Here is a 26520-nt window from a genome sequence, read left to right as displayed (position 1 = left end):
GGTGCCGCGAGGTCGTCATTCTCTTCCAGCAGCAGCTGCCCTTGCTCCTCTTCTAGCAACTGCTATGGACCCAGAGGAGGTCGATACTGCATAACTTCAGGCGGAAACAAACGCTATCGATAGCTGGCCCGTGCGCTTGTCGGGGGCACCTCTTAGTCTGGCAGTCTTCGCAGCCTACTGAGAGCTGACGTAAGGTGCCGGGACGCACTGCGGAGGCCCAGTCAGGCGACGTCTCTGCCTTCTCAGGTACGATGCCCCCCCCTGACTGCCATACCGTCTGGCGCTCGCGCCGCGGCCTGAGATCCCGTGCCCCATTACACCGGCCCCCTGCTGACCCGCCCGCTCGCCGAGAGCCTGACCCGCGCCCGCGATGCCGGCACCGGGGAATGGACCGGCTCGCTCGACCTCGGCCGCTCCACCGGCACCGCCACGCTGGCGGCCGACCACTGGCAGTGGAAGGGTCAGACCTACGCCTATCCCGGCAAGACCAAGGACCGCACCCTGTACTACTGGGACGGCGAGGAGTTCCTGGCGATCTCGCGCTTCGGCTCGGCGCTGATCAAGCTGGTGCCGACCGACTGGGACGCGCCGACCTTCGAGATCGACGGCATCAAGATGCTGCCCAGCGCACAGGTCTCCCCGTTCGAGGATGCCCGCCGCAAGGTCGCGCTGATCGCGCCGGCTGGCAAGACGGTGCTGGATACCTGCGGCGGCCTGGGCTACTTCGCGGCGTGCTGCCTGGAAGGTGGGGTCACCCGCATCCGCTCGTTCGAGAAGAATCCGGATGTGCTGTGGCTGCGCACGCTCAATCCGTGGTCGCCCGATCCGGACGCGGACAGCAGCGGCGGTCGTCTGGCGCTGAGCCAGGGTGATGTGTCGCAGGAGATCGAAGCGCTGGAGACCGCCTCGGTCGACGCGATCCTGCACGATCCGCCGCGCTTCGGCATCGCCGGCGAACTGTATTCACAGGTGTTCTATGACCAGCTCGCGCGCGTCATCCGCAAGGGCGGCCGGATGTTCCACTACACCGGTGCGCCGAACAAACTGACCAGCGGCCGCGATGTGCCGCGCGAGGTCGCCAAGCGTCTGGAAAAGGCAGGTTTCAAGGCCGAGCTGGCGATGGATGGGGTGCTCGCGGTCAAGCGCTGAGCAGAGGGCTGGTCAACTGCCACGTGGCAGTTTGGCCGCCCACATGTTGTCGACCAGATTGGGGTAGCGCCGCCCGTTTTCCTCGGCGCGCTGACGTGCCGCATCCTTCTGCGCCTCGGAGAGCGGCTGCGACTTCTTCTTCCCGTTGGGACTGGGCTTCTTCCAGGGCGGTGTCTGGGACTGGCGCATGGGTGGTCTCGTGTGGCGTAGCGCTGCACTTTCGCTTGGTCTGTGGAGCGTACAAGAACGCCCGACACGTGATCGAAACGTGCCGGGCGCGAGCTGCGAAGAACGTCCTGCGAGTTACTTCTTCAGGAAGTCCAACAGTGCCTTGTTGAACGCGTCGGCATGGCTGGCATTGCATCCGTGCGGCGCGTCCTTCAGCACCACCACCTCACTGCCCGCGATGGCCGCATGGGTGCGCTTGCCCGAGCCCTCGAACGGGACCGTGCCATCGCTGTCACCATGCAGCACCAGGGTCGGCACCGTGACCTTCTTAAGGTCGCCGCGGAAATCGGTCGTGCCGAAGGCCTTCATGCAGCCCAGCGCCGCGGTCTGATCGGACTGCTGGCACAGCTTGATGGCCGCCTGGCGCTCTTCCTCGCTGACCTTGAGCTCGCCGTTGGCGCTGAAGAAATCCTTGGTGAAGCCATCGAAGAACGTGTCGCGGTCCTTCTCCAGGCCTTCGCGCATTTCATCGGCCTTTTCCTGCGTCAGCGGGCCCTCGGGGTTGTCGCTGGTCTTGAGCATGTACGGCGGCACCGCCGAAGCGAACACCACGCTGTGCAGGCGCGATTCGCCATGCTTGGCGACATAGCGCGCCACTTCACCACCGCCCATCGAGAAGCCAACCAAGGTGGCGTCCTCCAGATCCAGATCCTCGATCACACCGGCCAGATCATCGCCGAGCGTATCGTACTCGTAGCCATCGGCCGGCTTGTCCGAGCGCCCGAAACCACGGCGGTCGTAGGCCACCACGCGGTAGCCCGCCTCGCGCAGCGCGGGGACCTGCGCCTTCCACGATTCGGCCGACAGCGGCCAGCCATGGATCAGCACCACCGGGCGGCCGGTACCACCGGAATCTTCAACGTGCAGGCGAACGCGGGAAGCAGCCATGGGAACTCCTTGGAGCGATGGGGAAGGAAGTTCGATCGTAGGGAGCGGGGGTTGGGTGAGCCGTGAAAGAAAGCGCGATGTCGCTGACGTGACGTGCACAGGTCTGACTGATACCGGCCGGGGCATTCAGGGGTGAGATGCTGGCATCACTCAGCCACGATCTCAGCATCTGAGACGGCAGCGGACGATAGTTGCCATGGGGCATCGTCGAGGGTGGGAGCCGGTACATGGATTGTCATGAGATCACGCCGGAGGCTGCGCATCGTGTGGAACCCAGCGCGTCCGGAAACGCATGCTGTGGGCTGGCACTTACGTTGTTGTTGCATGGCCTTGGTGCGCATCCTGCAGCCCATGCGGCATTGCGCGCTGCTCTGCGGCAGAGGCCGGAGAGCGAGTGCTGTGCCAGCTGCGCGCTGTTGCGTGGCCATGACACCCCATAGATGCGTGCCGGCGACGTGGCCGGCGGAGCCATGGTTCGCCGCGCAGGCCGGCCATTACTAATTACATAGTTGACATGCCCGATCCGTCGGGCGCACGATGCGGGCACCAACTAACGAACCAGTAGATAGCCATGGCCCGCCCCGTATCGCCTGCCCTCACCGACGCCGAACGCCGCATTCTGGAGGTGCTCTGGAAGAAGAAGGAGGCGTCCGTGCGTGAGGTCACCGATGAGCTGTCCAGGAAGAAGCCGGTCGCGTATACGACCGTGCTGACCATGTTCAAGGTGCTGGACAAGAAGGGACTGGTCCACCATCGCAGCGAGGGTCGCGCCTTCATCTACAGCGCCGCGATCACCCGCAGCGACGCGCGCAAGCAGGCGCTGGAGAATCTGCTCAAGTCCTTCTTCAACGATTCGCCCAGCGTGCTGGCCCAGCACCTGATCGATGAGCACGACATGGACGCTGACGAGCTCAAAGCGCTGCAGCAGCGCGTGGACGACGCATCTCCTTCGAGGACGCCCAAATGACCGTGCATTGGATCCAAGCCGTGACGACGATGGCCGTGCAACACCTCTGGCAGAGCGCCTTGTTGTTCGCGCTGGCTGCCCTTGTAGTGGGGCGCAGCCGGATCAATGCAGAAGCTCGCTCCTGGGCACTCTGCGTGGCCTTTGTGCTGGCTGCGGCATCACCGCTGTTGGTCCTGCTGCCTCGCGCCGCGCCCACGACTGTTGAGGTCGCGCAGCAGGCCGTACTGCCCTTAGCGACTGAGGCTCCAGTGCCGGTTGTCGCGCAGGAAGTGGACGGCATCACCAACATGATCCCCGCCTCCACCACGCCGACCCTGGTGCACGGGGCCGTACTGATCTGGTTGCTCGGCACGCTCTGGGGCCTGACCCGCTTGGGCCAAGGCGCATGGCAAGCGCGTCGCCTGCATCGCAGCGCGCGGCATTCGCCCCAGCACGAAGCGCTGCTGGGTGGAGAGCTGCCTGCGGGTGCCAGCGTTGCACTATCCGATATCGCCCCGGGCCCGATGGTGGTTGGCCTGTGGTCGCCGCGCATTCTGGTGCCGACCACCATGGCATCCACCCTGTCCCCGGCCGCGCTGCGTGATCTGCTGCTGCATGAAGCCGCGCATATCCGTCGGCATGATCTGTGGATCACCGCTGCCCAGCGTGCACTGCTCGCCGTGTACTGGTGGAGCCCGTTCCTGCACCTGCTGGGCCGTCGGCTGGATCTCGCCCGCGAGATGGCTTGCGATGAGCAGGCGGCCCTGCGCACCGGCAGTGGCCGCGGCTATGCCGATTCCCTGCTGGCCGGTATCGCCGGACTGATGACTCAGCGCGGGCACAGCGCGCCACTGGCCGTCGGCATGTCCGCCACCCGCAGTGGCTTGAGCCAGCGCATCGATGGGCTGCTGCGCCTGGACACGCGCTCAACCCGCTGGACAACGCGCTTCGGCTGGGGCGCACTGTGTGCGGTTGCGCTGGTCGCGCATGTTGGTGTCACCGTGGCCGCTACGCCGCGGTTGGGCAACGCGATCATCGTTGCAGAGAACGAAACCGCCACTACGTCGCGTACCGTCTCGCCGCACGCCGAGCAGCTGCTCAGCGCGGCCAGCAACGGCGACATCTCCCGCGTGCAGCAGCTGGTCAAGACGGGGGTTGCCGTGGACACGCAGGTCAATGGCGACGGCACCGCGCTGATCATCGCCGCCAAGCAAGGCGAACTGGCGATGGTCGACGCCCTGCTCGTGCTCGGCGCGCAGCCCGACCTGGCCTCGCGCGGCGATGGCAATCCGCTGATCGCGGCGGCACGTCGCGGTCATCTGCCGGTAGTCGAGCGTCTGGTCGGCGCCGGGGCCGACGTCAACCGCATCGTCGCCTACGACGAAACCCCGCTGATCAATGCCGCCCGCTCCGGTGACGTCGACACCGTGGCCTATCTGGTCGAGCACGGTGCCGACGTCAACCTCGGCGTGGTGGCCGATTTCGGGCAGTGGCGCTCGCCGCTGAACCAGGCACGCAACGATCGCGTCCGTGACTACCTCACCCAGCGTGGTGCGGTCGCCGGCCGACGCTGACCGGCCGCCCTACCCACGGGTGGCGCTGATGCGTGCGATGGCCCCCGAGGCCATCGCCCACCCTGCAATGCCTTCCTTCGCTGCACCGTATCGCCCCCTCACTGCGGCGTGCACGCGCACGCCTGTCTTTCGCGCATCGCCCCCTCATGAGGTATCGCATGGCTTACGCATCCACTCCGCAGGCACCCCTACATTCGCGAACCCGCAGCGTTCAGATCGGCCTGCTGCGCGCGTCGCTGTGTGCCGCGCTGGTACTGCTGCTTGTCGGCCCCGCGGCGGCGGCGGACCGCGAAGACGCGACGATCCGCGCGGCACTCGCCTCCGGCCTGCGCCCCACCGTGGTGCCGGCCAACGCAGCGCTGCCGCACTGGTCGCTGCAGGAACGCATGGCCCAGCACCATGTTCCTGGTGTTTCGATTGCTGTCCTGCGCGGCGGCAAGCTCGTGCACAGCGCCGGCTACGGCACACGCGAGGCGGGCACCCAGGCTGCCGTGAATGCCGACACACTGTTCTCGGTCGGTTCGGTCAGCAAGGTGGTTACGGCCGCCACATCGCTGCGACTTGTCGCCGATGGCACCCTCGCACTGGACCAGGACATCGCGACGTATCTGCGCAGCTGGAAAGTGCCTGCCACCCCAGCGGTTCCGGAGCCGCGGCTGACCCTGCGCATGCTGATGTCGCACACCGCCGGGCTGGGCGTGCACGGCTTCGCCGACTTCCTGCCCGGCGAACCGCTGCCCACCCTGCTGCAGACACTGGATGGCATCGCCCCGGCCAGAAACAAACCCGTGCGCCTGATCCATCCGCCCGGCGAGCGGGGCGATTACTCCGGTGGCGGCGTGATGGTCGAACAGCGCGTGCTCGAAGATGTGACCGGCCAGCCGCTGGACACGCTCGCACGCAGGCAGGTCTTCGAACCACTGCACATGCAGCGCAGTCGTTTCACCGATCCACCCACCAACACCGACAACGTCGCCAAAGCGCATGACGGCGACGGCAAGCTCACCGCCCTGCCGCGCGGCTGGCAGTCGTTCCCCGAACAGGGCGCCTCCGGCCTGTGGTCCAGCGCCAACGACCTGGCTGCTTTCGTGGCTGCTCTTACGGCCAGCTACCGTGGCCAGGGCGACTTCCTGCCGCGCCCCATCGCCACCGACATGATGACCGAGGTGTCGCCGAGCTGGCATGGCCTTGGCCCGCGCCTGGACCGTGCCGGGCAGACCCGGATCTTCCACCATGGCGGCTCCAACGACAGTTACCGGGCGTGGATCGAGGGGTATCTGGAGACGGGCGACGGCTTGGTGATTCTTACCAATGGCGAGAATGGCGCCGCGCTGGCGACGGAGATCCGCAATGCGCTGTCCGATGCGATCGGGCGTGGGGTGAATCCCGCCGTACGCACGGTTGCGCTGGACCTGCGCGAGCCGCGGTATGCGGACTATGCCGGGGTGTTTGAGCAGGACGAGAGCGTGCCGATGGCGCAGCGCCGCGCGTTGGCGGACATCTTCGATGTGCCCGCGCTGCAGGTGAAGGTGGCTGATGGGGAGGTACGGGTGGGTGTGGCGGGCACGAACCGCGATGGACGTGTGCTGCCGGTGTCGCCGAATCGGTTCGTGTCACCGGATATCGATGGGCTGGAGATTGAGTTCCATCGGGATGCGTTCGGCAAGGTGGAGGCGTTGAGTGTGGTGTTTGGGGAGGGGCGTGGGTATTACGTGCGGCGGGAGTGGTGAGAGACAATTCCTTCAAGCTCGTCTGCCTTACGAACTGATTCCGCTTCAGGATGCCCCCCAGGACGCTCCATTCGTCATGGCAATATGACGCCTTTCAGGACCACTGCCAGCGCTACTACCTCACTTGCGTAAGCTCCGAGCCAAGTTCCGTTGTAGCGAAATGGCAGCAACAAGAATTGGTGCAGAGCTCTTGACACCCTCACATAGCTGAACATAATTCGGTCTTTGCAGATCTTTGGGGACTTGTGTGAGTGCGAATAATCAAGAGCGGGCGGTCAACGAGTTGCGCGCGTCCATGGAAGCTAAAGAACTCGTCGTAATAACCGGAACCGGAGTCAGCAGAGCACTCGCAGGCTCTGCTCACGATGAGCTCTCATGGCGGGGGCTAATTAGATCAGGACTAAATGAAGCTCTGGAGAGAGGTGCACTTGATGGGATTCAACTCGCGCGATGGAATTCTCAGCTAGAATCTAGCGATATTGATGAGCTTCTAAGTGCGGCGGAATTCATGGGCCGCAAGCTCGGCGCACCCCACGGCGCGACGTATCAGAGGTGGCTCAAGAACTGTTTCAGCTCCGTCTCACACGTTTCCGGCGCCATGTCCAGCGCCTTGATCAAGCTATCTGGGATTAACCCATTATTTGCAACACTGAATTACGACACATTACTTGAGACCGTTCTGGAAAAACCATCAGTTGATCTATCTGACCTCGACGGCACCATCCAATGGGCCCGAAATGAGAGAAGTGGAATTTTGCACCTTCACGGCTTATGGAATAAGCCAGAAACTTGTGTTTTGGGTATACGCGACTACGAGAAAACACTGCTGAGTGAGACGCGGAACCTTACTCAAAGATTCATCTCATCTTTCAAGCGAATACTGTTCATCGGGTGCGGCGATACGTTCGAAGATCCGAACTTTACAAATTTAATAAAATGGCTTCGCAGCGAGATGGGGAGTTCACAACCTCAGCACTATGCCCTGGTTACTACTACCGAGGCAGCGGCGCGAATGCAAGATCCCGCTTGGCGAGACTTCGTCGACCCCGTCTCGTTCGGGAAAGATCACTCAGACCTCCCTGCTTTCATTAGCGACTTGGTTGCGGGAATAGTGTCCGAGGTACCTGTAAAATACTCAACTATCAAGCTGGATCATGAGCGCACGCTAGCCGCCTATCGTAGTTTTCTGCTTCGAGATTGCGGCCAAATGACCATTGAAGGCATTAAAGCAGATATTGACACCGCCCAGAGAAAGTTTGACATCGAACGCCTGTTTGTCCCCTTATCTGTTGTCCCCTGCCCCCCCAACTTTCCGACTAATGATCCAGAACGAGAGACCAAAATCGAAGAATGGGCAACTACCAATCCAGTAACCAAATTTGGCGATGAACTCTCCCAAAGCAAGCGAATCGCCATCCTGGCGCTCCCTGGAGGTGGAAAGTCCCTACTCCTGAAGAGACTGGCGGTCGCCTACGCTGATCCATCTCGGCGATACCATAGCCAGGACTGCCTTCCAGATATAGACGTGACACCAATCCTGATCCGCTGCAGAGAGTGGCGAGATTATATCCGACTACCAATAACCACGCTACTCTCGAAAATGCGAGACGTCTCCGGAGACGAGAAACTCTCAACATTTCATGAAGCAATATTTCCTCTATTATCCGAGGGGAAAGTGCTACTCCTAGTGGACGGCCTTGATGAAATACATGACAACGCTGATCGCCAAACATTTAGCAGCCATCTCGAAGAGTTTATAGAATCTTTTCCGGATATACGAGTAGTCGTGACCAGCCGAGAGGCAGGCTTCGATCTTGTCGCACCATCCATTGCCCGGTTCTGCAAACGCATTAGAATTTGCCCTCTTTCGCCTGAGGCAATTAAGCTTTTAACCAGGCATTGGCACCTTCTTATGACTGGGGACACACCGGAATCAAATTCCGAGGCCGGAATCGTGGCAAATTCCCTCTTAAAGTCCCCGTCTCTGCAAAGACTATCGGAAAATCCACTACTACTGACCATGCTACTCGTCGTGAAGCACGGAGCCGGGCGACTTCCCCCGGATCGAGTCAGCCTTTACGAGCGAGCGGTAGAGGTTTTGCTGGACACATGGAACATTAGAGGACACGAACCATTAAATACCAAAGAGGCTATGCCGCAGCTGAGTTGCATTGCATTCGAAATGATGAGACGCGGGGTTCAGACAGCAACAGAGAAAGAGCTGCTAGGCATCCTTGACCTTGCGCGAGAGAAAGTTCCCTATATCAAAAGATATGCCAAAGGGACACCTCACGAGTTCCTCAAGCGCGTGGAACTCCGGTCTAGCTTATTGGTAGAAGCCGGGCACCAGCTTGATGGAATTCGGATAGTTCCAATTTATCAGTTCCGGCACCTTACGTTCCAAGAGTACCTCGCAGCAGTCGCCGCGTCCGAAGGTCACTATCTCGGATACGAGGAGGGCTTGACAGTTCTGGACGCATTGAAGGAAAAAATGTTCGAAAAGGAATGGAGGGAAATCGTTCCAATGGCTGCAGTTCTGGCAAGGAAGCAAGCAGAGCCGTTGCTCAAGGAAATTGTCATCCGGGCACGTCGAGACAAAGAGAACAGGAACCGCAAAGGCCGCAAAGATCGTGAAGTCTCAAATCGTGGCGGCGCGAATCCATCAAATGCGGCCTCACTACTCATCCAATGCCTAGTCGAGGAGACTGAAGTTTTCCCTAAGACTTTGCGCTCCATCCTAGATTTGATTGCGTACTTTGGCGGGGGATGCACCTCAGAGGATGAATGGGCAACGTTAGCAAAAGGACCATTTGGGGAGGAATTGATTGAGCGAGCTATCCACTTGTACAGGAACTCGAGTTGGAGACTAAGCGGATGGGTTCGAAATACTGTTGGCTCACTTCTTTCTTTTCAGCGTGGCTTCGTTGATTGTTGTTCACCAAGCGGAGTTGAGGCCACAATCGACTTACTCAACTCACCATCAGATGATCTAATCACCCGTGGTCTATTGATAAACCTAGGTGCCCTTTGGCAGCGAGATGGAACCCGAGTCGATGAAGAGTCTGCAGAGACTCTGATAATTGCGATTGAGCAACATGTATTTTCCTCTTCAAATTTCATCCTGCTTTCCTCCATTGCTAGCTGGGCATTTATGCGCCGCGCGCACCCCGCGCTAACTCAGCCTTCAGCAACCGTCCTTGATCGGATCGTTAGCTTGGCATTGAATTCAGAAGACATCGGCGTCAAGGATACTGCTGCGTTTGCTGTGACGGTGATTAGAGTAGAAAGGAAAGACTGGACTCCGGCCCTCAATGACCGCGACCGTATCGAGATCACTAAAGGGGCAAGTATGTCCGCGAACTCTGCAGGCGACGATGCTTACACGAGGGCAGCTGCACTATTTCTCTGTTATTACAGCAGGTCACTTCGTGACGAAGCTATTGCTAAGCTTCTAGGACGAGAACGCCAGTCACCCGTTAGTTTACGCTGGCTTCAGGAAGAGATTGGGCTTAAGAAAAAACCAACTCGCCAGCCCCCCAAGACCACCGGGCAGAATTCGACAATCCTGGACAGTTGATCTGTCAATTGCGAAATTACTATACGGTCAAGCTTGCATTTGCGATATCCGGCGGCTCTTAAGAGGCCGCCGGATAACTACTCGCTTGCGTCTGATTGGCCGAATCTTTTCGATACTTTGTGGGGTTCACGGAAAACACGCGAGTGAGACTTACCAGACGCCAGCCAACGTAACTTACAGCGCAATCCGAGCAACAGACTCTTCACTGCCCTTCGGCTCGCTGTCACCGTTCTTGACGGTCACGTACAGCACGTTCTTCCTGGCATCCAGCGCCAGGCTGTTCGGGTGCGTCGGCACCGCGTACGTCGCCACCTGCTTGTAGGTGTCGCTGTTGTACGCGGTCACCGTGCCGCCATCGCGGTTGGTCACGTACAGGCGCTTGCGCGGTGCATCGAGCAGGATGCCCAGCGGGCCGGCGTCGGTCGGGATGCTGGCCAGTTCCTTGCCGGTGGTACGGTCCAACACCAGCACACGCTGGCCAGGGTGCTTGGATTCAAAGCCCGAGCTGCTGGCCTGGTATTTGCGGATCATCTCCGAGCCCTGGTCGGTGACAAACAGGCGCTTGCCGGCCGGATCCAGCGCGATGTTCATCGGCTGCTCCGCACTGACCTTGAAGCGCTGCTCGACCTTACCGCTGTCGGTGCCGACGGTGACGACCTCGGCCAGCAGGTTGGAGGTGTACACGCGCTTGGCCTTGGCATCCAGTGCCAGGCCCGGTGCCTTGGCGTTGCCCAGGCCCGGAATGGTGTTGATGACCTTCAGCGACTGCGTATCCACCACGAACAGCACGCTGCCCTCACCCGAATGACCGGTGACGTACAGGCGGTTGTTGGCGCCATCGACGACCAGCTCGCGCAGATCGTGGGTGTAGGCGGCCTTGCCGTCCTTGCCGACCTTCTTTTCCATCAGCTGCACGATGCCGACCGATTTGTTGGTAGCGGTGTCGACCACGGTGACCGAGGTGTCGACGGTGTTACCGACGTATAGGCGGTTGTTGGCGTCATCCAGCACTACACCGAACGCCTTGCGCTCAAGGGGGATGGCGGTTTCGACCGCCAGGGTTTCCGAATTCAAGCGCAGAACCTGGGACGGACCGGCGGCATCACCGAAGCCGCCCGAGGAGGCAACGAACACGGCGTTCTGCTTGGGGCTGAAGGCCAGCTCATAAATGCCCTGGGCGACCGCTTTACGCTGGACGGCGGTGGTGCTGGCGGATGCGGTGGTCTGGTCAGCGGCGAACGCCGACGGGGCGCCAAGGCTCAGGGAGATGGCGAGGGCCAGGGCGGCCGAACGGATTACGGAATTGCGGTACATGCGAGCTTCCTTGAAGGGGCACGGGAGGGTGTCCTGGCTCGCTGGGCCGTACATGTGACGGCCGGCCCCGCATCTGTCTGCGCTGGGTGGGCTGGCTGGGTTTGCGGGGGAATGGTAGCAGGATGGGCTGCGGGTATGGCGTGCACGGTTACCAGCAACACCTCCCGGCGCAAGGCACGTGTCTACCAACCCTCTGGCACCACCAGTTTCCCCTGTTCCAGATCAAACGGCAGCACCCACAACCTCAGCCGAGCATCAAACGCGAACACCGGCGGGCCCTGGTCGAACCCGGTATGCAACACGGGTACACATGGGTGGGCACGGCGCTCAGCCGGTGCGGCGCTGCAACTTGCGGGGGATCCTCTTGACCACCGGCACGGGCCGCTCCACCACCGTAAGGGTGATGATGCCGTGCGTGGCCTCCACCTTCAGGCGGGCGCCTACGTCGAAGCCGAGCTTGTCCAGCCAGCGGCCGCGCAGCTTGAGGTAGGGAACAATCTCGGTGGGACCGCACTCTTCGCGGTCCGGGTACGTCAGCGCGCCTACGCGGTAGCTGCGTGCGGGGCGGGCGTAGGGTTTGCGCTTGGGGCGCGCGTCATCGGGTTCGTCTTCCCACGGCGTCAACATGTTGGACCTCCTGCAGGGCTTGCCCTTGCCGGGATGGCAAGGGTGTCGGGAGGTTAGAAACCGTCTAGCTGCAACCGGCGGGCGTATTTCCACGAGGGTGTTGTATTAGCCACCCTCCCGACAAAGGGACGTCCAACATTTTGCAACTAGAAGAGCTTCTACGCTCCGATGAACACCATGCGCGTTGGTGCGGAGGATGGGAAATCGCTTGTTCCTGTTGATCTGGCGGGGGTTGGTTGGCGGCGTCCACGGTGCGACGCAACTGGCCCGGTTCAGTCGCAGGCCTTGGGACGGGGTGGCGGCATCCTCTCTAGCCTATCGGGAGGACCACAGATGACCAGGATTGACGGGGATTGGCTTGAGGCGTTCGACGAGGCCATGTTGGGCTTCTTCGCTATCGACCATGCGGATGCGGGCATGGATCAGTACCTGTTGGAGTGCTACTCGGACTTGCCGGCCAGGGAGGCTGCGCTGGCGTTTGGGGAGGACTATGAGCTTTGTCGGGTAGACAGGTTTTGGCCGCCGCCGAGACTAGTGCTGAGCAGTTAATAGCAAGCCAACCTCGTTGGGTCGCTGGGATCTGCTCAGTAATCCGAGCAACTGGGGCAAATGGTGCGCCTATCACGAAGCCATGATTGATTGAGGTAGCATATTTCGCATCCCTCTATCGATATGCGAGCCCTGAGTGAAATTGCCTTTCCAAGTTGGCGCACTCTATAACCGCCAGGCACAGATCCACGCCCTGCTCGGTGGTCAGCAGCAGGGCGGGATCTCTACGCCTAGAGACAACCCAGTCATCATTGCATTCACAGGCGAGGCTGGAATCTCACACGGCTACCGCGACTTCTGGGATGACAATGAGATCTTTCACTACTACGGTGAGGGACAAATCGGCGACATGCGCTACACGGGCGGGAATCGCGCGATCGATCAGCATGTGAGCGACGGCAAGAAGCTGATCCTTTTCCAGATGATGGGCAAGGGGCGCCCCTATCGTTATCTGGGCGAGTTCGTGAGTCTTACTTCCTACATCCAACCCAATACGCCCGATACCAATGGTGAATTGCGGGATGCAATCGTCTTCCGGATGCGGCGCGTAGCGACCAACGACGGATTCGGCATGTTCGAGGAAGGAATTGCCATCGCTAAGGCGGAGGCAGACACGGGTATGCCGGAAACTGTTAAGGCGAAGCTTGTAGAAGTTCGGACCAAGCAGAGACTGTTCCGAGAGCGCTTGATCGGCTTCGAGAAGGGCTGTCGTCTTACCGGAATTGAAGACCTTCGCTTCCTACGCGCTAGCCACATCAAGCCATGGGCAAATAGCCAACCGGATGAGCGAGTGGACGGACAGAACGGTCTATTGCTAGCTCCACATGCGGATCTGCTTTTTGACCAAGGCTGGATAAGTTTTGAAAGTAATGGAAAGTTACTCGTGGCGAGCAACCTGCCGTCCGAGGTGGAGAAATCCCTCTCTTTAGATCTGAAGCGTGGCCGCAAGTATGGGATGTTTGAACAGCGGCAACAGGATTACTTGAAATTCCATCGAGATTTCATCTTCGAGGCAAATCTACGGAACAAAGACGCCTCCGACTGAGAATCTTGCGGCACGCATATGCCAAGCACGCTTAAAAATTAGAATTTGCACGACTAACTAGCCAAGTTAGCCGTGCGACCGCAGAGAGAGACACCAGGTCATTGCTTCTGCGGGACTCATCGTTGATATGGCCGGCACTATACGGCTAGAGACTAAATCCACCTCACCAACTCAACTTATCACTATGCAGCGCCGGGTGGTTCGCGAACAATACCCGCGGCTTCAATTTTCTTCTCAAGGCGCTGACTAATTTTCGCTTCAAGTTGGCGATAGTTATCAAGTAGTTCGGGCGCTCTCTTATCAGCGGTTGTTGAAACTCCCGCCTTCAAACGTCCACCCGCGTCCTTCCTGGAATCTAGAGAGAAGAATAGTGCCGAAAATCGAGCAGGTGCAACGCCTTCGAAATGCAGGAATGCAACTTTCCCATCCCTACCCCCTGCCCCCACATGTGAGTCAGCGGCGTGATCTATTGCGTCACTATGCAACTCACTAGCCAGACTCTTACCATAGGGCTCAACAAAATATACCGCCTTAATTCCGGCCGCAACAATATGCCTGGCACAGTTATGACATGGGTAGGTGGTAGTAAATAGTATGCAGTCTTGTACCGGCCCACCGCCTCGGCGCGCAGCCGATATAAGAGCATCCATTTCCGCATGAACAGCTCTCGAAAACTCTATGAGGTCTTTGAGGCGCGTCGTCCCTCTAATTTTCTGGGCCAGACTAGATGCAAGGGCTGGCACTACGCCGCCATCTTTAAGCAACTTCTCTATTTCATCTCTGAGACGGTCTTTGTGTTTGTCATTAAAGCAAACTCCGCCCTCTCGAAAAACACACCTTTGATCTTGACTACCATCCTCTTCGTAGAGACCTCCACCGCTTCGGGGGACGTCGTTACAGCCAGTTGAAACAAGAACTCCATTTGAATCAAGGATGGCGGCGCCGACTTGTCGAGAAAGACATGCAGACCTCAGTGAAGCACTGTAGGCAGCGTGCATTCCCCGCTCCAACATAGTGGGAGTGGTTTTAGGATCTCCATGAATGAGACCCACGAAGCGAGCTACGGGATTGGAAAGCTCCCTCGTGTTATCACTCGAGTTCCGAACGAAGTAGTCCGCCAACTTGAGCGTTTTCTCCAACTGCTGACCGGAAGCATCCGATTCGGCGCGATCCCTCTCAATCAGCTCTTCGGCTTTCGGCCCACCCATCAATACAGATAGGTTGGCTTTTCTGCGCTCGTAACCAGTAAGAACACCCATCAGGTAGAACAGATTCCCGTATATCTCGCGAAGCAGGATAACCTCACTTGGGTTCTTGAGCTGATCGACTATGTAGGCAATTCGCCCCGGACGAATATCTTCTACTGGCACACCAGGATGCCGGGATGCTCGGTCTGTCGCTATTTCACGAAGCGCAATTTGTGCTGCGAGATCTCCACCCACGAGGTCTCGCAAACTATTCCCCAAAGTCTGCAGATCGGATATTCGGGAGTATTCATCCCCCTCTGAATCGGGACCAATCTCTATTCCGAATTTCTCGCTCATTTCAGCGAAATGAGCAGAGATTTTCACGTCAACAACAATGTAGCCGTGAGCCACCAGTTGCTCAGACAATTCTCGCTTGACGTGGGATAGTCCGCATCCAACTGGGCCACTTAGTGCAATCACCAGTTCTTGGGAGTGCCGAGAGCGAATCTCGTCTCCCGCATCTTTTGATTTCGCATTACTTGCGTCTGGAGCGCTTTTTCCAACAACAGAAATTGCGACGTTCATCCTAAACCCCCCTTTTTCGGGGAGTCTACCTCAGACGATTACCAATCAGGCAAGGTTTCAGCGAACTGAAGCAATCGCCTGGAAGCGTCCTCATGGAGGTCACGCGAGCGCACGCGAAAAATGGGGAACTGAATCACGACCGCGGATTCTCGGGGCTCAACAGCGAAGTCTAGTTCAAGTTGCATCGCATCCATGCAGGACGTACCCGAATCGCCACCTATGCGGCTGTCGGAGTTAGACGTCTTCATCACATTGCTCCAGTGGCCCATGACAACGAGTCTAGGCAACTTAGGGGGGAAAATCGAGTGAAACTTCTATGCCAAAACATCGGCCAGCTATAGGGCTGACCGATGTTTTTTGGCGAAAACTTCACGAAACGCGCAAAACGCCCAGCATTCTCACTCGCAAGTGAGATCAAACCCCAACCGGATTAGCCTTCTCAGGATCAATCTTGTACTGCTTGATCGCCCGGGCCACGTCCTTCCCGGTCATCTTCCCTTCCTTCGCCAGCGCCGCAATCGCGGCATGCGCGATGTAGTACCGGTCAACTTCGAAGAAGCGACGCAGGTTGGCACGCGTATCCGAACGACCAAAGCCATCCGTACCCAGCACCGTGTACGACATCGGCACGAACGAGCGGATCTGGTCCGCGTACGCACGCACGTAGTCGGTGGCGGCAATCGCCGGGCCCTGGCGGCCTTCCAGCAGCTCGGTCACGAACGCCTTGCGCTGCTCGCCTTCCGGGTGGAAGCGGTTGTAGCGCTCCACGTCGAAGCCGTCGCGGCGCAGTTCGTTGAAGCTCGGGCAGCTCCAGATATCGGCGGTCACGCCGAAGTCCTTGTCCAGCAGCTCGGCCGCGGCAATGGCTTCGCGCAGGATGGTGCCCGAACCCAGCAGCTGCACGCGCAGCTCGCCCTTCTTCGGCTTGCCGGCGTCGGTCAGCAGGTACATGCCCTTGACGATGCCGTCGGCCGCGCCTTCCGGCATTTCCGGGTGGGTGTAGTTTTCGTTCATCAGGGTGATGTAGTAGTACTCATCAATCTGATCTTCCATCATGGCCTTGGTGCCGTGCTGCAGGATCACCGTCACTTCGAAGCCGAAGGTCGGGTCATAGCTGCGCACGTTCGGGATGCCACCGGCGACGATATGGCTGAAGCCATCTTCGTGCTGCAGGCCTTCACCGTTCAGCGTGGTGCGGCCGGCGGTGCCGCCCAGCAGGAAGCCACGGGTACGCATGTCGGCAGCCTGCCAGGCAAGGTCGCCCACGCGCTGGAAGCCGAACATGCTGTAGTAGATGTAGAACGGCAGCATCGGCACGTTGCTGACCGAGTAGCTGGTACCGGCGGCCATCCACGAGGCGATGGCGCCCGGCTCGCTGATGCCCTGCTGCAGCACCTGGCCGCTCTGGTCTTCGCGGTAGAACATGAGCTGGTCAGCATCGACCGGCTTGTACTTCTGGCCGAACGGCGCGTAGATGCCGATCTGGCGGAATAGACCTTCCATACCGAACGTACGGGCTTCGTCGGCCACGATCGGCACGATGTGCGGGCCCAGTTCCTTGTCGCGCAGGGTGATGTTCAGGCTCTGCACGAAGGCCATGGTGGTGGAGTAGCTGCGCTCGCCGCTGGACTTCAGCAGGCGCTCGTAGCTTTCCAGCTTCGGTGCGTTGAAGCTCTTTTCGGCCTTGCGGCGGCGCTGCGGCAGGTAACCCCCCAGGGCGGCGCGGCGTTCCTGCAGGTACTTCACTTCCGGCGAATCCGGGCCCGGGTGGTAGAACGGCACCTGGCCGTCGGCCAGCTGGGCGTCGGTCACCGGGATGTTGAAGCGGTCGCGGAAGTGGCGGACGGCGTCGTCGTCCAGCTTCTTGGTCTGGTGGGTCGGGTTCAGTGCTTCACCCGCGCTGCCCATGCCGTAGCCCTTGACCGTCTTGGCCAGGATCACGGTCGGCATGCCCTTGGTGTTCACGGCCTGGTGGTAGGCGGCGTAGACCTTGTGCGGATCGTGGCCGCCACGGTTGAGGCGCCAGATATCGTCGTCGGACAGGCCGGCGACCATCGCAGCGGTTTCCGGGTACTTGCCGAAGAAATGCTCGCGCGTATACGCGCCACCGAAGGCCTTGCAGTTCTGGTATTCGCCGTCGACGGTTTCCATCATCAGCTTGCGCAGGACGCCGTTGGTGTCCTTGGCCAGCAGGGCATCCCAGTAACCGCCCCACAGCAGCTTGATGACGTTCCAGCCGCCGCCACGGAAGACGCCTTCCAGTTCCTGGATGATCTTGCCGTTGCCACGCACCGGGCCGTCGAGGCGCTGCAGGTTGCAGTTGACCACGAAGATCAGGTTGTCCAGGCCTTCGCGGCCAGCCAGCGCGATCGCGCCGAGGGTTTCCGGCTCATCGCTCTCGCCGTCGCCGATGAAGCACCACACCTTGCGGTCGGACTTCTCGATCAGGCCACGGTTTTCCAGGTAACGCAGGAACTGCGCCTGGTAGATGGCGGCGAGCGGGCCCAGGCCCATCGACACGGTCGGGGTCTGCCAGTAATCGGGCATCAACCACGGGTGCGGGTAGCTGGAGAGGCCACCGCCGTCGACTTCCATGCGGAACTTGTCCAGCTGGGCTTCGTCGATGCGGCCTTCCAGGAAGGAGCGCGCATAGATGCCCGGGGCGCTGTGGCCCTGGATGAAGAGCAGGTCGCCCGGGTGGTCTTCGCTCGGGGCGCGCCAGAAGTGGTTGAAGCCCACGTCATACAGCGTGGCGCCGGAGGCGAAGGAGGCGATGTGGCCGCCCAGGTCGCCCGGCTTGCGATTGGCGCGCACGACGGTCGCCATCGCGTTCCAGCGGATGATGGAACGAATGCGCCATTCCAGTTCGGCGTTGCCCGGGCTCTTGGCCTCAAGGGTCGGCGCGATGGTGTTCACGTACTCGGTGGTGGGAGAGAACGGCAGGTAAGCACCCGAACGACGGGTCAGTTCCACCATGCCTTCCAACAGCTGATGCGCGCGCTCGGGGCCCTCGACATCAATAACGGCCTTCAGCGACTCGATCCATTCCTGGGTTTCCACAGGATTCGGGTCGTTGTTCAGCACCTCGTTCAACCAGTTCATTTGCGCTCCCATGACCGCACGCACGCGCGCGACTGTTTTAGATTTCTAGCCGCAAAGTGTAGCGCACCAAGGGGTTTGCTTACTTCGCTACGGTTGCGTATGGAACCATCCCGGCGTGTCCGGAAGGACAGCAGGCGACAGCGCGAGGGCCGCGCCGGAAGGTTCCACGCTGCATTTCAGCCTGCCCGGCGGCGATGACACCGGCGCGTCAGCAGGACACCGATGGACAGCGCAGGCGCTGCGGCGCAGGCGATTGGCGTGGATCGTGCGCGGGGACGGGGCGTTTGAACGCGCATCGGCGTGGATCATCGGACGCGTTGGAGGCCGAAGACCACGCGCAGTGTTCCACCACAAGCACGCACCGTCACAGCAGGAATTGACCTGAACGCATCCCTGCCATGCGTGCGCCAGTGCTGGCCGAACCGGAGTTTTCGATATATCGTTCCGCCACTGCATTCGATATATCGAAATGACCTCTCCGCGCGACCTCGACCGCCCTGCCCGCCCGCTGACCGCCCGGCCGCTCAGCCGCGGCGACCTGCGCCTGCTGGTGCTGTCCCTGCTCGCCGACCAGCCCCGCCACGGCTATGAGCTGATCCAGCTGATCAGTGACATGTTCGTGCGGGTCTACACACCCAGCGCGGGCTCGATCTACCCGGTGCTGGCGCAGTTCGAGGCCGCCGGCTGGGTTGGCGCGGTCGAGGACGGTGGGCGCAAGCGGTATGCGCTCAGCGCACTGGGCCTGGCCGAACTGGAGGCACAGCGCGACGAGGTCGATGCCGCGGTGCACCGGGTACGCGACAGCGCGCGCACGATCACCAAGGCCAACCTGCCGCCGTCCGTGCGCGATGCACTGCGCGAGCTCAAGCACGCGCTGGGGCTGTGCCACGGCCGCTGGCAGGACGACAACGCCGCGGCCGTCGCCGAGGCGCTGCGCGAGGCCGCCGCGCACATCCGTGCGCAGGGCCGCTGACCTCCCATCTTCGTTTCAGACCCAGCCAGCCACCGCCCGCCAGGTCCTTTTCTCTCAACGCCGCGCTGCGGCACTGATCCAGGTATTCCCATGGCTCTGCATGAAAACCGACTGCTCCGTCATACCGTGAAGTTCCGCCCGCTGCAGGTACTGCGCACCGAAGAGATCAGCCCGTGCATGCGCCGGGTGATCGTCGGTGGCGAGGCGCTGGAAGGCTTCGATTCGCCCTCGCCGGATGACCACGTCAAGCTGTTCTTCCCCAACGCCGAGGGCCAGTTCGTGGTCCCGACGATGACCCCGGAAGGCCCGCGCTATCCGGACGGCCAGACGCCCTCCCCCTCGCGCGACTACACCCCGCGCTGGTGGGACCTGGAGACCAACGAGCTGGCGCTGGATTTCGTCATGCACGGCGACGGCCTGGCCTCGACCTGGGCCGCCAACGCGCAGCCGGGCGATGCGATCGCCGTGGGCGGCCCGCGTGGCTCGCACATGACCGCCGATGACTTCGACACCTACGTGCTGATCGGCGATGAAACCGCGCTGCCGGCGATCGGCCGCTGGCTGGAGACGCTGCCGGACGGCGCCAATGCCGATGTCTACATCGAGATCCCCGAATCCGGCGACCGCCAGGAGTTGCCGGAGGACGACCGCATCCGCATCTCGTGGCTGGAGCGCAACGGCTTCGACGCGGCCAGCAGCACCCTGCTGGAAGACGTGCTGACCGATTTCGAGGAACCGGACGGCGACACCTTCTACTGGATCGCCGCCGAATCGCGCCGGGCCCGGATGATGCGCAAGTACATCGAGGGCCACCTGGGCGTGCCGAAGGACTGGATCCGCTCGACCGGCTACTGGAAGGCGCACGGCAGCGAGCACCACGACGACTGAGCCCGCGACGGGCACCGGCCGCGAATGCGACAATCGCGTTTTGTGCCGGTGCCTTTCATGCAAGCCTCTCCTCTTTCGGCACTGACCGATCTGATCGACCGCGCCGAGCGTGCCGATCCCGCGCTGGATGCCGCCCTGGCGGCGTTGGCGCCTTCCGTGGGCGAGCACATCGCCCAGCTGCGCACCGCCCTGGTGCCATTGGCCCGTGCGCAGGCCGCGCTGGTACAGGCGAACATCGATATCGACCTGGTCGCCGATGAGCTGCGCCGCTACCAGAAGTACGCGATGCCCGGTAAGCCGAGCCTGCAGATCGTGCAGCTGCGCAAGCAGCAGGCCTCGGTGAAGCAGGCCGCGCTGCTGGCCCGCCAGGCGTTTGCGCAGGCGACCCATGCGTTCCTGCGTGAGAGCGGCTTGACCGCGCCGGCGCGGCGCACGCCAACCGATTTCACCACGCTGTGGCTGGGCAAGGTGAGCGCGCAGGTGGCGGCGGCTTGATCGCGCTGATATCCACGCATGGCGTGGATCTACCCCGGCCGCGTCAACGGTAGAGCCACGCCCTGCGTGGCTGCGCTGTGGATCTACCCCGGCCGCGTCAACGGTAGAGCCACGCCATGCGTGGCTGCGCTGCGGCGGGATTCCTGGTTGCCGGCCAGCGGCCGGCACTACCGGGTATCGACCGGTAGCCGCATAAAAAGAAAGCCCGCCAATTGGCGGGCTTTCTGCCTTCTCACGACGAGTGAGGAGAAACTCAGGCAGCCGGCTTTTCGCCAGTGGCCTCGGTGGTGATGCGGATGTTCACTTCATCGCTGACGTTCGGGGCGTACGCGCCGACGCCGAAATCGCTGCGCTTGATGGTGGTGGTGGCATCGAAGCCTGCCGCCGGCACCTTGGCCATCGGGTGCTCGCCGCCGCCGTTGATGGTGACATCCAGGGTCACCGGCTTGGTGATGTCCTTGATGGTCAGGTCGCCGGTGACGGTCAGCTTGTTGGTGCCGTTGGCTTCCACCTTGGTGCTCTTGAAGGTGGCGGCCGGGAACTTGGCGGCGTCGAAGAAATCGGCGCTCTTCAGATGCTCGTCGAACTTGGCGGTGAAGCTGTTCAGGCCGGTCAGCGGCAGCTTCACTTCCACGGTGGACTTGGTCACGTCAGCGGCGTCATACACCAGGGTGCCTTCGGCGCTGCCGAAGTGGGCGGTCGGGTGCGAGAAGCCGAAGTGGCTCCACTGGACCAGCACGTCGGTGTGGGTCGGGTCGAGCTTGTAGGTGCCCGAGGCGATCTGGATCGCATCGGCGGCCGGGGCGGCAGCCGCAGCGTCTGCCGCCGGGGCGGCGGTTTCGGTGGCGGCCGGCGCGTCAGCGGCCGGAGCAGCGGCTTCGTCGGCCGGCTTGGAGCAGGCGGCGATGGCCAGGGTCAGGGCGAGCGGCAGCAGCAGTTTGCGGGTCACGGTCATGTCAGGTCTCTCTCGTAATCGAAGGGAAAAGAAAAAAATTCATGCAGCCCATCCGCACGGACGGGCCACGATCCGGCGGTAACGCTTATGCGATGCGGGCGGCTTCGTCGAAGGACAGGCGAGGCAGCCGCGGGAACAGGCCCGAGGCGTCACCGTACCCCAGGTTGACGAGGAAATTCGACTTGATCGCGGTGCCCTTGAAGAAGGCTTCGTCGACCTTGGCGTTGTCGAAGCCGGACATCGGGCCGGCATCCAGACCCAGCGCGCGCGCGGCCAGGATCAGGTAGGCGCCCTGCAGGCTGCCATTGCGGAACGCGCCTTCGGTGCGGCCTTCACGCGGGCCGTCGAACCACGCCTTGGCATCGGTGTGCGGGAACAGGAACGGCAGCTTCTCGTGGAAGTCTTCGTCGAAGGCGACGATCACCGTGACCGGGGCGGCCAGGGTCTTGTCGTGGTTGCCTTCGGACAGGGCCGGGGCTAGCTTGGCCTTGGCTTCCGGGGATTTCACGAACACGAAGCGTGCCGGGCTGCCGTTGGCGGCGGTCGGGCCCCACTTCAGCAGCTCGTACAGCGCCTTCAGCTGGCTGTCGTCGACCGGCTTATCAAGGAAGGCGTTCTGGGTGCGGGCGGTACGGAACAACTGATCGAGCGCAGCATCGTCAAGGACGTGGGACATGAAGCCTCCGGAAACAAGGGGAATCGTTCGCGCATCGGCTACCGTGGCAGGGCGACCGCGCGATCGGCGAAGGCTGGCAGTGTAGAGTGTCGCGACAGTTGCAACACCCAGCCTGACTGAAACGAATTAATGCCATACGTGAAACGATGGAGTCCGCCCTGGACGATCACTGACGGCCGTGCCGGCAATGTGCGGCAGGCGGTGGCCCTGGCCACGGCATTGAAGCTGGGGGCGCATCGTCCGCTGGTGCTCACCCCGCGCGCGCCCTGGCGCTGGCTGGCCCCGCGCTGGTTGCCGGGTGCCGCCAACGGCTACGGCGAGGCCTTCGCCACGCTTGCAACCGAGGTACCCGAACTGGCCATTGGGTGTGGCCGCCAGGCCGCCGGCGCGCTGCGCGAACTGCGCCGCCGTGGCACCAGGGTCGTCCAGATCCTCGACCCTCGCCTCAGCCCGCGCCATTGGGACCTGCTGGTCGTGCCCGAACACGACCGCCTGCGCGGCAGCAACGTGCTCACCCTGCTCGGCAGCCTCAATCCGGTCAACGATGACTGGCTGGCCTGCGGCCGTGCGGCATTCGCCGCGTTCAGCGCCCTGCCCGGCCCGCGCACCGCGCTGCTGGTCGGTGGGCCGACCCCGCATGCGCCCTGGCACGAGCCGGACATGGTGCAGGTGTTCCAGCAGCTCGCGTCCCAGCTGCGCGAGGAAGGCGGCAGCCTGCTGGCCACGACCTCGCGACGTACCCCACCGGCCCTGGTCGGGGCGCTGCGCAGTGCGTTTGCCGAGGTACCGAATGTGATCTGGGGCGATGGCGGCGACGGCGTGAACCCGTATGCCGGGCTGCTGGGCTGGGCCAACCGCGTGGTGGTCTCGCCGGATTCGGTGAACCTGCTTTCTGAAGCGTGCGCCACGCGCATGCCGGTCGCCGTGGCCCTGGCCGACCAGGCGCAAGGGCGACTCGCACACTTCCAGCACGCGCTGCGCGAACGTGGCCGGTTGCAGACGCGCTGGCTGGACTGGCAGACGCAGGGCCGCATCGAGCCGCTGCGCGAGACCACGCGCGTTGCCGATGAAGTACGTGCGCGGTTGGGGATTCAGGCCTGACGGCATCGCGCAGCGTTATGATGCGGCCGCGGCCGGTGCCGCCGGAGACCGTGTGACATGGACGTACCCTGCGCTGCGCTGATCAAGCGCCTGCATCCCGCCCTGCTGTGTGCTGTATTGCTGGGCGCTACGCTGACCGCACACGCCGAACCGCAGTGCACCGAACGCTATCCCACGCCGGCCGCGTTGGCCTCCATGTTCGATGTGGCCTTGGCCACCACCGACGCGCTGGATGCACTCGAGGGCGTGGATGTGGTGCTGATCGCCCGCGGTGGCCAGGACCTGAGCAAGTACGGCCTGCGCCACAGCCATCTGGCCTTCCTGCTGCGCGAAGACGACGGCCAGTGGCGCGCGGTGCACCTGCTCAATCCGTGCAAGACCGCCGAGTCGCACCTGTTCCGCGAAGGGGTCGCCACCTTCATCGGCGAAACCTCCAGCCATACCGACCTGCGCATCGGCGTGCCGACGCCTGCGCTGCGCGATGCACTCAAGGCGATGCTCACCCAGCCGGCGATCCAGGCCAAGGCGCTGCACGAGGCGCGCTACAGCGTGGTGGCCTATCCGTTCCGCACCGAGTACCAGAATTCCAACCAATGGGTGCTGGAAGTGCTGGGCGCGGCGATGGCGCAGGTGGAAGAGCGCACCCTGATCGTCAACCGTACCCAGGCCCAGCAATGGCTGCAGCGGCACATGTATACCCCCAGCACCCTGCACATCGGCGTGGCCAAGCGGCTGGGCGCGCGCTTCTTCGTGCCCAATGCCGCCGTCACCGACCACCCGGCCAGCGAGCGCATTTCCGGCAATTACTCGGTGGTGACGGTGGAATCGATCTTTGATTTCCTGCAACTGCGCAGCAGCCTGCAGCAGGAGCTGGCCGTGCCGCATGTGCCGGTGAAGGGCATTACCGCCCCCAAACCGTGAGTCAGCGGCGGGCAGCACGCCAGCGGGCATACTGCGGACCCATGTTGAGACATCAGAAGGATCTTCGATGACACGTGTTTCGCGCGCAGTCGTTGCACCGCTGCTGGCCATTGCCGTAGGCGCGGCCAGCCTGCCCGCGCCCGCGCAGGTGGTGGGCATCAATCACCCGGTGACCAGCAGCGTCATCGTCACCTCGGTGGTGAGCGTGGTGGTGGTGACCGCACCGGTGTGGCTGGTCTCGGCCGGCCTGAGCAAGGCCAGCGATGCTTCGGCCCGACGCAGCCGCGCGGCCAAGGACGCCCGTGGCAGAGCCGGTCCGCTGCCGCCGCTCACCGTGGAGAAGGTGGAACGCACGCCCGACGGCGGCCTCGAAATGGCCCTGCAGAACCCGCAGGCACCGGACGAGCCGGCCGTGATTGCCTGGCCTGCGCGCGAGGACAACCCGGCAGCCGCGGTGGCGGTGGGCGACGTACTGGCGCTGACACCCACCCAGGGCGGCGCCGGCTGGACGGTGACCACGGCCGAGGGCACGGCCTTGGCCTTCCTGCCCATCGATGCGGCGGCCGCGCAGCCGAGTGCACGTTGGTGACCCCTCGCTGTCCGCTGTCTCGTGGAGCTGGTGAATGAACCGGATATTCCGTCCTGCCGTTGCGCCACTGCTGGCGCTGACCTTGCTCGCGACCAGCCTGCCGGTCAGCGCCCAGAACCTCAGCAATGCCTCGCCGGTCACCAGCAGCGTCCTCACCACCTCGGTGGTGAGCCTGGCGGTGATCACCGCCCCGGTCTGGCTCAGCGCGTTGGGCGTGAGCGAACTGCATGACGCCGCCATGCCGCACAACCGCGCCGCCCGGGCCGCAAAGCGACAGAAGGCCGCGCCGATGCCGCCACTTACCGTGGAGCGCGTGGCGCAGCAACCGGACGGCAGCTACGAGGTGGCGCTGAAGAACCCGCAGGCCCCCGAGGCACCGGCCGTGGTGGCATGGCCGGCGCGTGCCGACAACCCGGCGGCAGGCGTGAAAGTGGGGGATGTGCTGGCGTTCACCCCGACGCCGGCCGGTGCGGGCTGGATGGTGGCCAATGCCGAAGGCGCTGCGCTGGCGTTCCTGCCGACCCAGGACGCGGCGGCCACCAGCATGAGCGAACGCTTCTGACTGAACCGGCCCGGGCTGGCCCTCGGTCGGCCAAGCCCGGATAATCCGCCGTTCCCCTGACTCTTCCGGCTCGCCATGTCCGCGCGTCCTGCCATTGCCTTTGCCCCATTGACCCCGCGCTCGCTGTTGCTGGCGGTGCTGGCCATGGGCGCGGTGGTGCTGGGCTCGAACGTGCTGGTGCAGTACCCGATCAACGACTGGCTCACCTGGGGCGCTTTCAGCTACCCGGTGGCGTTCCTGGTCAGCAATCTGATCAACCGCCGCTTTGGGCCGGAGGCGGCACGGCGGGTGGCCTGGGCCGGGTTTGCATTGGCGGTGCTGCTGTCGATCTGGATCGCCACGCCGCGGATCGCGGTGGCCTCGTGCCTGGCCTTCATCGCTGCGCAGCTGCTGGACATCACCGTGTTCGACCGGCTGCGCCGTGGGCACTGGTGGCGCGCGCCGATGGTGGCGACCACCTGCAGCGCGACGCTGGATACGACGATTTTCTGGAGCATCGCGTTCGCCGGCTCCAGCCTGCCGTGGGTGAGCTGGGCGCTGGGCGATCTGGCGGTGAAGCTGACCATCGGCGTGTTCCTGCTGGCGCCGTTCCGCGCGTTGCTGTGGAAGATGGCGCCGCGCGCGGTGTGACATCGGGCGCCGATCGCCCGGTGTAGCGCTGGCGGTCGGGCATCACCCTGGGTCGGGCATCACCCTGGGTCGGGCATCGCTATCGGCCGGGCATCGCTATCGGCCGGGTATCGCTATCGGCCGGGTATCGCTATCGGTCGGGCATCACGATGGGTAGTGCCGGGGCCAGGGCCGGGAAGACGAGGATCGGGGGGGCCCGGCACCCCGCGCCCCACACGGGGCACCACAC

Annotated in this window: 23 protein-coding genes; 15 read left to right on the top strand and 8 right to left on the bottom strand. The window is 62.5% G+C overall.

Annotated features, from left to right (window positions below):
* Window positions 1-306: 306 nt before the first annotated feature.
* Window positions 307-1149, top strand: coding sequence for an MnmC family methyltransferase (locus ABE422_RS12045; protein WP_346481368.1), 843 nt, complete (start codon window positions 307-309; stop codon window positions 1147-1149).
* A gap of 12 nt (window positions 1150-1161) precedes the next feature.
* Here the strand turns inward: ABE422_RS12045 and ABE422_RS12040 are convergent, their stop codons facing one another.
* Complete coding sequence (locus ABE422_RS12040) at window positions 1162-1338, bottom strand: hypothetical protein (RefSeq protein WP_019185714.1); 177 nt, start codon at window positions 1336-1338, stop codon at window positions 1162-1164.
* 114 nt (window positions 1339-1452) lie between these two features.
* Entirely contained in the window at window positions 1453-2265 is an 813-nt protein-coding gene (locus ABE422_RS12035) for an alpha/beta hydrolase (protein WP_346483050.1), read from the bottom strand.
* Window positions 2266-2836: 571 nt separating this feature from the next.
* On the opposite strand from ABE422_RS12035, the gene ABE422_RS12030 reads away from it, so the two are divergent.
* The 4 genes from ABE422_RS12030 (at window position 2837) to ABE422_RS12015 (ending at window position 10092) form a co-directional block, all read left to right on the top strand.
* Window positions 2837-3232, top strand: coding sequence for a BlaI/MecI/CopY family transcriptional regulator (locus ABE422_RS12030; RefSeq protein ID WP_259261678.1), 396 nt, complete (start codon window positions 2837-2839; stop codon window positions 3230-3232).
* Window positions 3229-4785 (top strand): M56 family metallopeptidase, encoded by a 1557-nt coding sequence (locus ABE422_RS12025; protein WP_346483049.1) that lies wholly within the window; start codon window positions 3229-3231, stop codon window positions 4783-4785. The genes ABE422_RS12030 and ABE422_RS12025 overlap by 4 nt, the downstream gene beginning before the upstream one ends.
* Before the next feature lie 158 nt (window positions 4786-4943).
* Window positions 4944-6515 (top strand): serine hydrolase domain-containing protein, encoded by a 1572-nt coding sequence (locus tag ABE422_RS12020; RefSeq protein WP_346483048.1) that lies wholly within the window; start codon window positions 4944-4946, stop codon window positions 6513-6515.
* 295 nt (window positions 6516-6810) lie between these two features.
* On the top strand, window positions 6811-10092 hold the full coding sequence (locus ABE422_RS12015; protein WP_346483047.1) for an SIR2 family protein: 3282 nt from the start codon (window positions 6811-6813) through the stop codon (window positions 10090-10092).
* Between the two features lie 174 nt (window positions 10093-10266).
* On the opposite strand, the gene ABE422_RS12010 is transcribed toward ABE422_RS12015, so the two are convergent.
* Entirely contained in the window at window positions 10267-11406 is a 1140-nt protein-coding gene (locus tag ABE422_RS12010) for a YncE family protein (RefSeq protein WP_346483046.1), read from the bottom strand.
* A 327-nt stretch (window positions 11407-11733) separates the two neighbouring features.
* On the bottom strand, window positions 11734-12033 hold the full coding sequence (locus ABE422_RS12005) for a SymE family type I addiction module toxin (protein ID WP_346483045.1): 300 nt from the start codon (window positions 12031-12033) through the stop codon (window positions 11734-11736).
* Window positions 12034-12366: 333 nt separating this feature from the next.
* On the opposite strand from ABE422_RS12005, the gene ABE422_RS12000 reads away from it, so the two are divergent.
* Together ABE422_RS12000 and ABE422_RS11995 are read left to right on the top strand one after the other, a co-directional pair.
* Window positions 12367-12582 carry a hypothetical protein gene (locus ABE422_RS12000; RefSeq protein WP_346483044.1) on the top strand — a complete coding sequence of 72 codons (216 nt, stop codon included), beginning with the start codon at window positions 12367-12369 and terminating at the stop codon, window positions 12580-12582.
* Window positions 12583-12718: 136 nt separating this feature from the next.
* Window positions 12719-13627 carry an HNH endonuclease signature motif containing protein gene (locus ABE422_RS11995; protein WP_346483043.1) on the top strand — a complete coding sequence of 303 codons (909 nt, stop codon included), beginning with the start codon at window positions 12719-12721 and terminating at the stop codon, window positions 13625-13627.
* Window positions 13628-13809: 182 nt separating this feature from the next.
* Here ABE422_RS11995 and ABE422_RS11990 read toward each other — a convergent pair whose 3' ends face one another.
* Together ABE422_RS11990 and aceE are read right to left on the bottom strand one after the other, a co-directional pair.
* On the bottom strand, window positions 13810-15399 hold the full coding sequence (locus tag ABE422_RS11990) for an anti-phage dCTP deaminase (protein ID WP_346483042.1): 1590 nt from the start codon (window positions 15397-15399) through the stop codon (window positions 13810-13812).
* A 414-nt stretch (window positions 15400-15813) separates the two neighbouring features.
* The gene (aceE, locus tag ABE422_RS11985) at window positions 15814-18501 is read right to left on the bottom strand and encodes a pyruvate dehydrogenase (acetyl-transferring), homodimeric type (RefSeq protein WP_346466475.1); all 2688 of its coding nucleotides are present in this window, start codon (window positions 18499-18501) and stop codon (window positions 15814-15816) included.
* Between the two features lie 469 nt (window positions 18502-18970).
* Between aceE and ABE422_RS11980 the strand changes: the two genes are divergently transcribed.
* From ABE422_RS11980 to ABE422_RS11970, 3 genes are all read left to right on the top strand, one after another.
* Window positions 18971-19474, top strand: coding sequence for a PadR family transcriptional regulator (locus tag ABE422_RS11980; protein WP_070471510.1), 504 nt, complete (start codon window positions 18971-18973; stop codon window positions 19472-19474).
* A 90-nt stretch (window positions 19475-19564) separates the two neighbouring features.
* Window positions 19565-20362, top strand: a complete 798-nt coding sequence (locus ABE422_RS11975) for a siderophore-interacting protein (RefSeq protein WP_346464068.1) — start codon at window positions 19565-19567, stop codon at window positions 20360-20362.
* 57 nt (window positions 20363-20419) lie between these two features.
* Window positions 20420-20857, top strand: coding sequence for a hypothetical protein (locus ABE422_RS11970; protein WP_346466474.1), 438 nt, complete (start codon window positions 20420-20422; stop codon window positions 20855-20857).
* Between the two features lie 253 nt (window positions 20858-21110).
* Here ABE422_RS11970 and ABE422_RS11965 read toward each other — a convergent pair whose 3' ends face one another.
* Together ABE422_RS11965 and ABE422_RS11960 are read right to left on the bottom strand one after the other, a co-directional pair.
* Complete coding sequence (locus tag ABE422_RS11965) at window positions 21111-21812, bottom strand: YceI family protein (protein ID WP_083298732.1); 702 nt, start codon at window positions 21810-21812, stop codon at window positions 21111-21113.
* Window positions 21813-21897: 85 nt separating this feature from the next.
* On the bottom strand, window positions 21898-22488 hold the full coding sequence (locus ABE422_RS11960) for a malonic semialdehyde reductase (protein WP_088434587.1): 591 nt from the start codon (window positions 22486-22488) through the stop codon (window positions 21898-21900).
* 129 nt (window positions 22489-22617) lie between these two features.
* Between ABE422_RS11960 and ABE422_RS11955 the strand changes: the two genes are divergently transcribed.
* The 5 genes from ABE422_RS11955 (at window position 22618) to ABE422_RS11935 (ending at window position 26291) form a co-directional block, all read left to right on the top strand.
* A complete protein-coding gene (locus ABE422_RS11955) occupies window positions 22618-23589 on the top strand; it encodes a mitochondrial fission ELM1 family protein (RefSeq protein ID WP_313211647.1) in 972 nt (323 codons plus the stop codon).
* A 57-nt stretch (window positions 23590-23646) separates the two neighbouring features.
* Complete coding sequence (locus ABE422_RS11950) at window positions 23647-24510, top strand: DUF2145 domain-containing protein (protein ID WP_313211648.1); 864 nt, start codon at window positions 23647-23649, stop codon at window positions 24508-24510.
* Between the two features lie 67 nt (window positions 24511-24577).
* Window positions 24578-25099 (top strand): hypothetical protein, encoded by a 522-nt coding sequence (locus ABE422_RS11945; RefSeq protein WP_346483041.1) that lies wholly within the window; start codon window positions 24578-24580, stop codon window positions 25097-25099.
* A gap of 34 nt (window positions 25100-25133) precedes the next feature.
* A complete protein-coding gene (locus ABE422_RS11940) occupies window positions 25134-25661 on the top strand; it encodes a hypothetical protein (RefSeq protein WP_346483040.1) in 528 nt (175 codons plus the stop codon).
* Window positions 25662-25736: 75 nt separating this feature from the next.
* The gene (locus tag ABE422_RS11935) at window positions 25737-26291 is read left to right on the top strand and encodes a queuosine precursor transporter (RefSeq protein ID WP_259261656.1); all 555 of its coding nucleotides are present in this window, start codon (window positions 25737-25739) and stop codon (window positions 26289-26291) included.
* Window positions 26292-26520 lie beyond the last annotated feature (229 nt).

This window comes from Stenotrophomonas sp. TWI1151 (genome assembly GCF_039673135.1).
Lineage (GTDB): Bacteria > Pseudomonadota > Gammaproteobacteria > Xanthomonadales > Xanthomonadaceae > Stenotrophomonas.
This window is presented reverse-complemented; position numbering and strand designations above follow the sequence as displayed.

Excerpts from the sequence above, each read along its gene's own strand:
- ABE422_RS12040 (WP_019185714.1), bottom strand. The coding sequence starts at position 1,338 with ATGCGCCAGTCCCAGACACCGCCCTGGAAGAAGCCCAGTCCCAACGGG.
- ABE422_RS12035 (WP_346483050.1), bottom strand. The coding sequence starts at position 2,265 with ATGGCTGCTTCCCGCGTTCGCCTGCACGTTGAAGATTCCGGTGGTACC.
- ABE422_RS12030 (WP_259261678.1), top strand. The coding sequence starts at position 2,837 with ATGGCCCGCCCCGTATCGCCTGCCCTCACCGACGCCGAACGCCGCATT.
- ABE422_RS12025 (WP_346483049.1), top strand. The coding sequence starts at position 3,229 with ATGACCGTGCATTGGATCCAAGCCGTGACGACGATGGCCGTGCAACAC.
- ABE422_RS12020 (WP_346483048.1), top strand. The coding sequence starts at position 4,944 with ATGGCTTACGCATCCACTCCGCAGGCACCCCTACATTCGCGAACCCGC.
- ABE422_RS12015 (WP_346483047.1), top strand. The coding sequence starts at position 6,811 with ATGGAAGCTAAAGAACTCGTCGTAATAACCGGAACCGGAGTCAGCAGA.
- ABE422_RS12010 (WP_346483046.1), bottom strand. The coding sequence starts at position 11,406 with ATGTACCGCAATTCCGTAATCCGTTCGGCCGCCCTGGCCCTCGCCATC.
- ABE422_RS12005 (WP_346483045.1), bottom strand. The coding sequence starts at position 12,033 with ATGTTGACGCCGTGGGAAGACGAACCCGATGACGCGCGCCCCAAGCGC.
- ABE422_RS12000 (WP_346483044.1), top strand. The coding sequence starts at position 12,367 with ATGACCAGGATTGACGGGGATTGGCTTGAGGCGTTCGACGAGGCCATG.
- ABE422_RS11990 (WP_346483042.1), bottom strand. The coding sequence starts at position 15,399 with ATGAACGTCGCAATTTCTGTTGTTGGAAAAAGCGCTCCAGACGCAAGT.
- aceE (WP_346466475.1), bottom strand. The coding sequence starts at position 18,501 with ATGAACTGGTTGAACGAGGTGCTGAACAACGACCCGAATCCTGTGGAA.
- ABE422_RS11980 (WP_070471510.1), top strand. The coding sequence starts at position 18,971 with ATGACCTCTCCGCGCGACCTCGACCGCCCTGCCCGCCCGCTGACCGCC.
- ABE422_RS11975 (WP_346464068.1), top strand. The coding sequence starts at position 19,565 with ATGGCTCTGCATGAAAACCGACTGCTCCGTCATACCGTGAAGTTCCGC.
- ABE422_RS11970 (WP_346466474.1), top strand. The coding sequence starts at position 20,420 with ATGCAAGCCTCTCCTCTTTCGGCACTGACCGATCTGATCGACCGCGCC.
- ABE422_RS11965 (WP_083298732.1), bottom strand. The coding sequence starts at position 21,812 with ATGACCGTGACCCGCAAACTGCTGCTGCCGCTCGCCCTGACCCTGGCC.
- ABE422_RS11960 (WP_088434587.1), bottom strand. The coding sequence starts at position 22,488 with ATGTCCCACGTCCTTGACGATGCTGCGCTCGATCAGTTGTTCCGTACC.
- ABE422_RS11955 (WP_313211647.1), top strand. The coding sequence starts at position 22,618 with ATGCCATACGTGAAACGATGGAGTCCGCCCTGGACGATCACTGACGGC.
- ABE422_RS11950 (WP_313211648.1), top strand. The coding sequence starts at position 23,647 with ATGGACGTACCCTGCGCTGCGCTGATCAAGCGCCTGCATCCCGCCCTG.
- ABE422_RS11945 (WP_346483041.1), top strand. The coding sequence starts at position 24,578 with ATGACACGTGTTTCGCGCGCAGTCGTTGCACCGCTGCTGGCCATTGCC.
- ABE422_RS11940 (WP_346483040.1), top strand. The coding sequence starts at position 25,134 with ATGAACCGGATATTCCGTCCTGCCGTTGCGCCACTGCTGGCGCTGACC.
- ABE422_RS11935 (WP_259261656.1), top strand. The coding sequence starts at position 25,737 with ATGTCCGCGCGTCCTGCCATTGCCTTTGCCCCATTGACCCCGCGCTCG.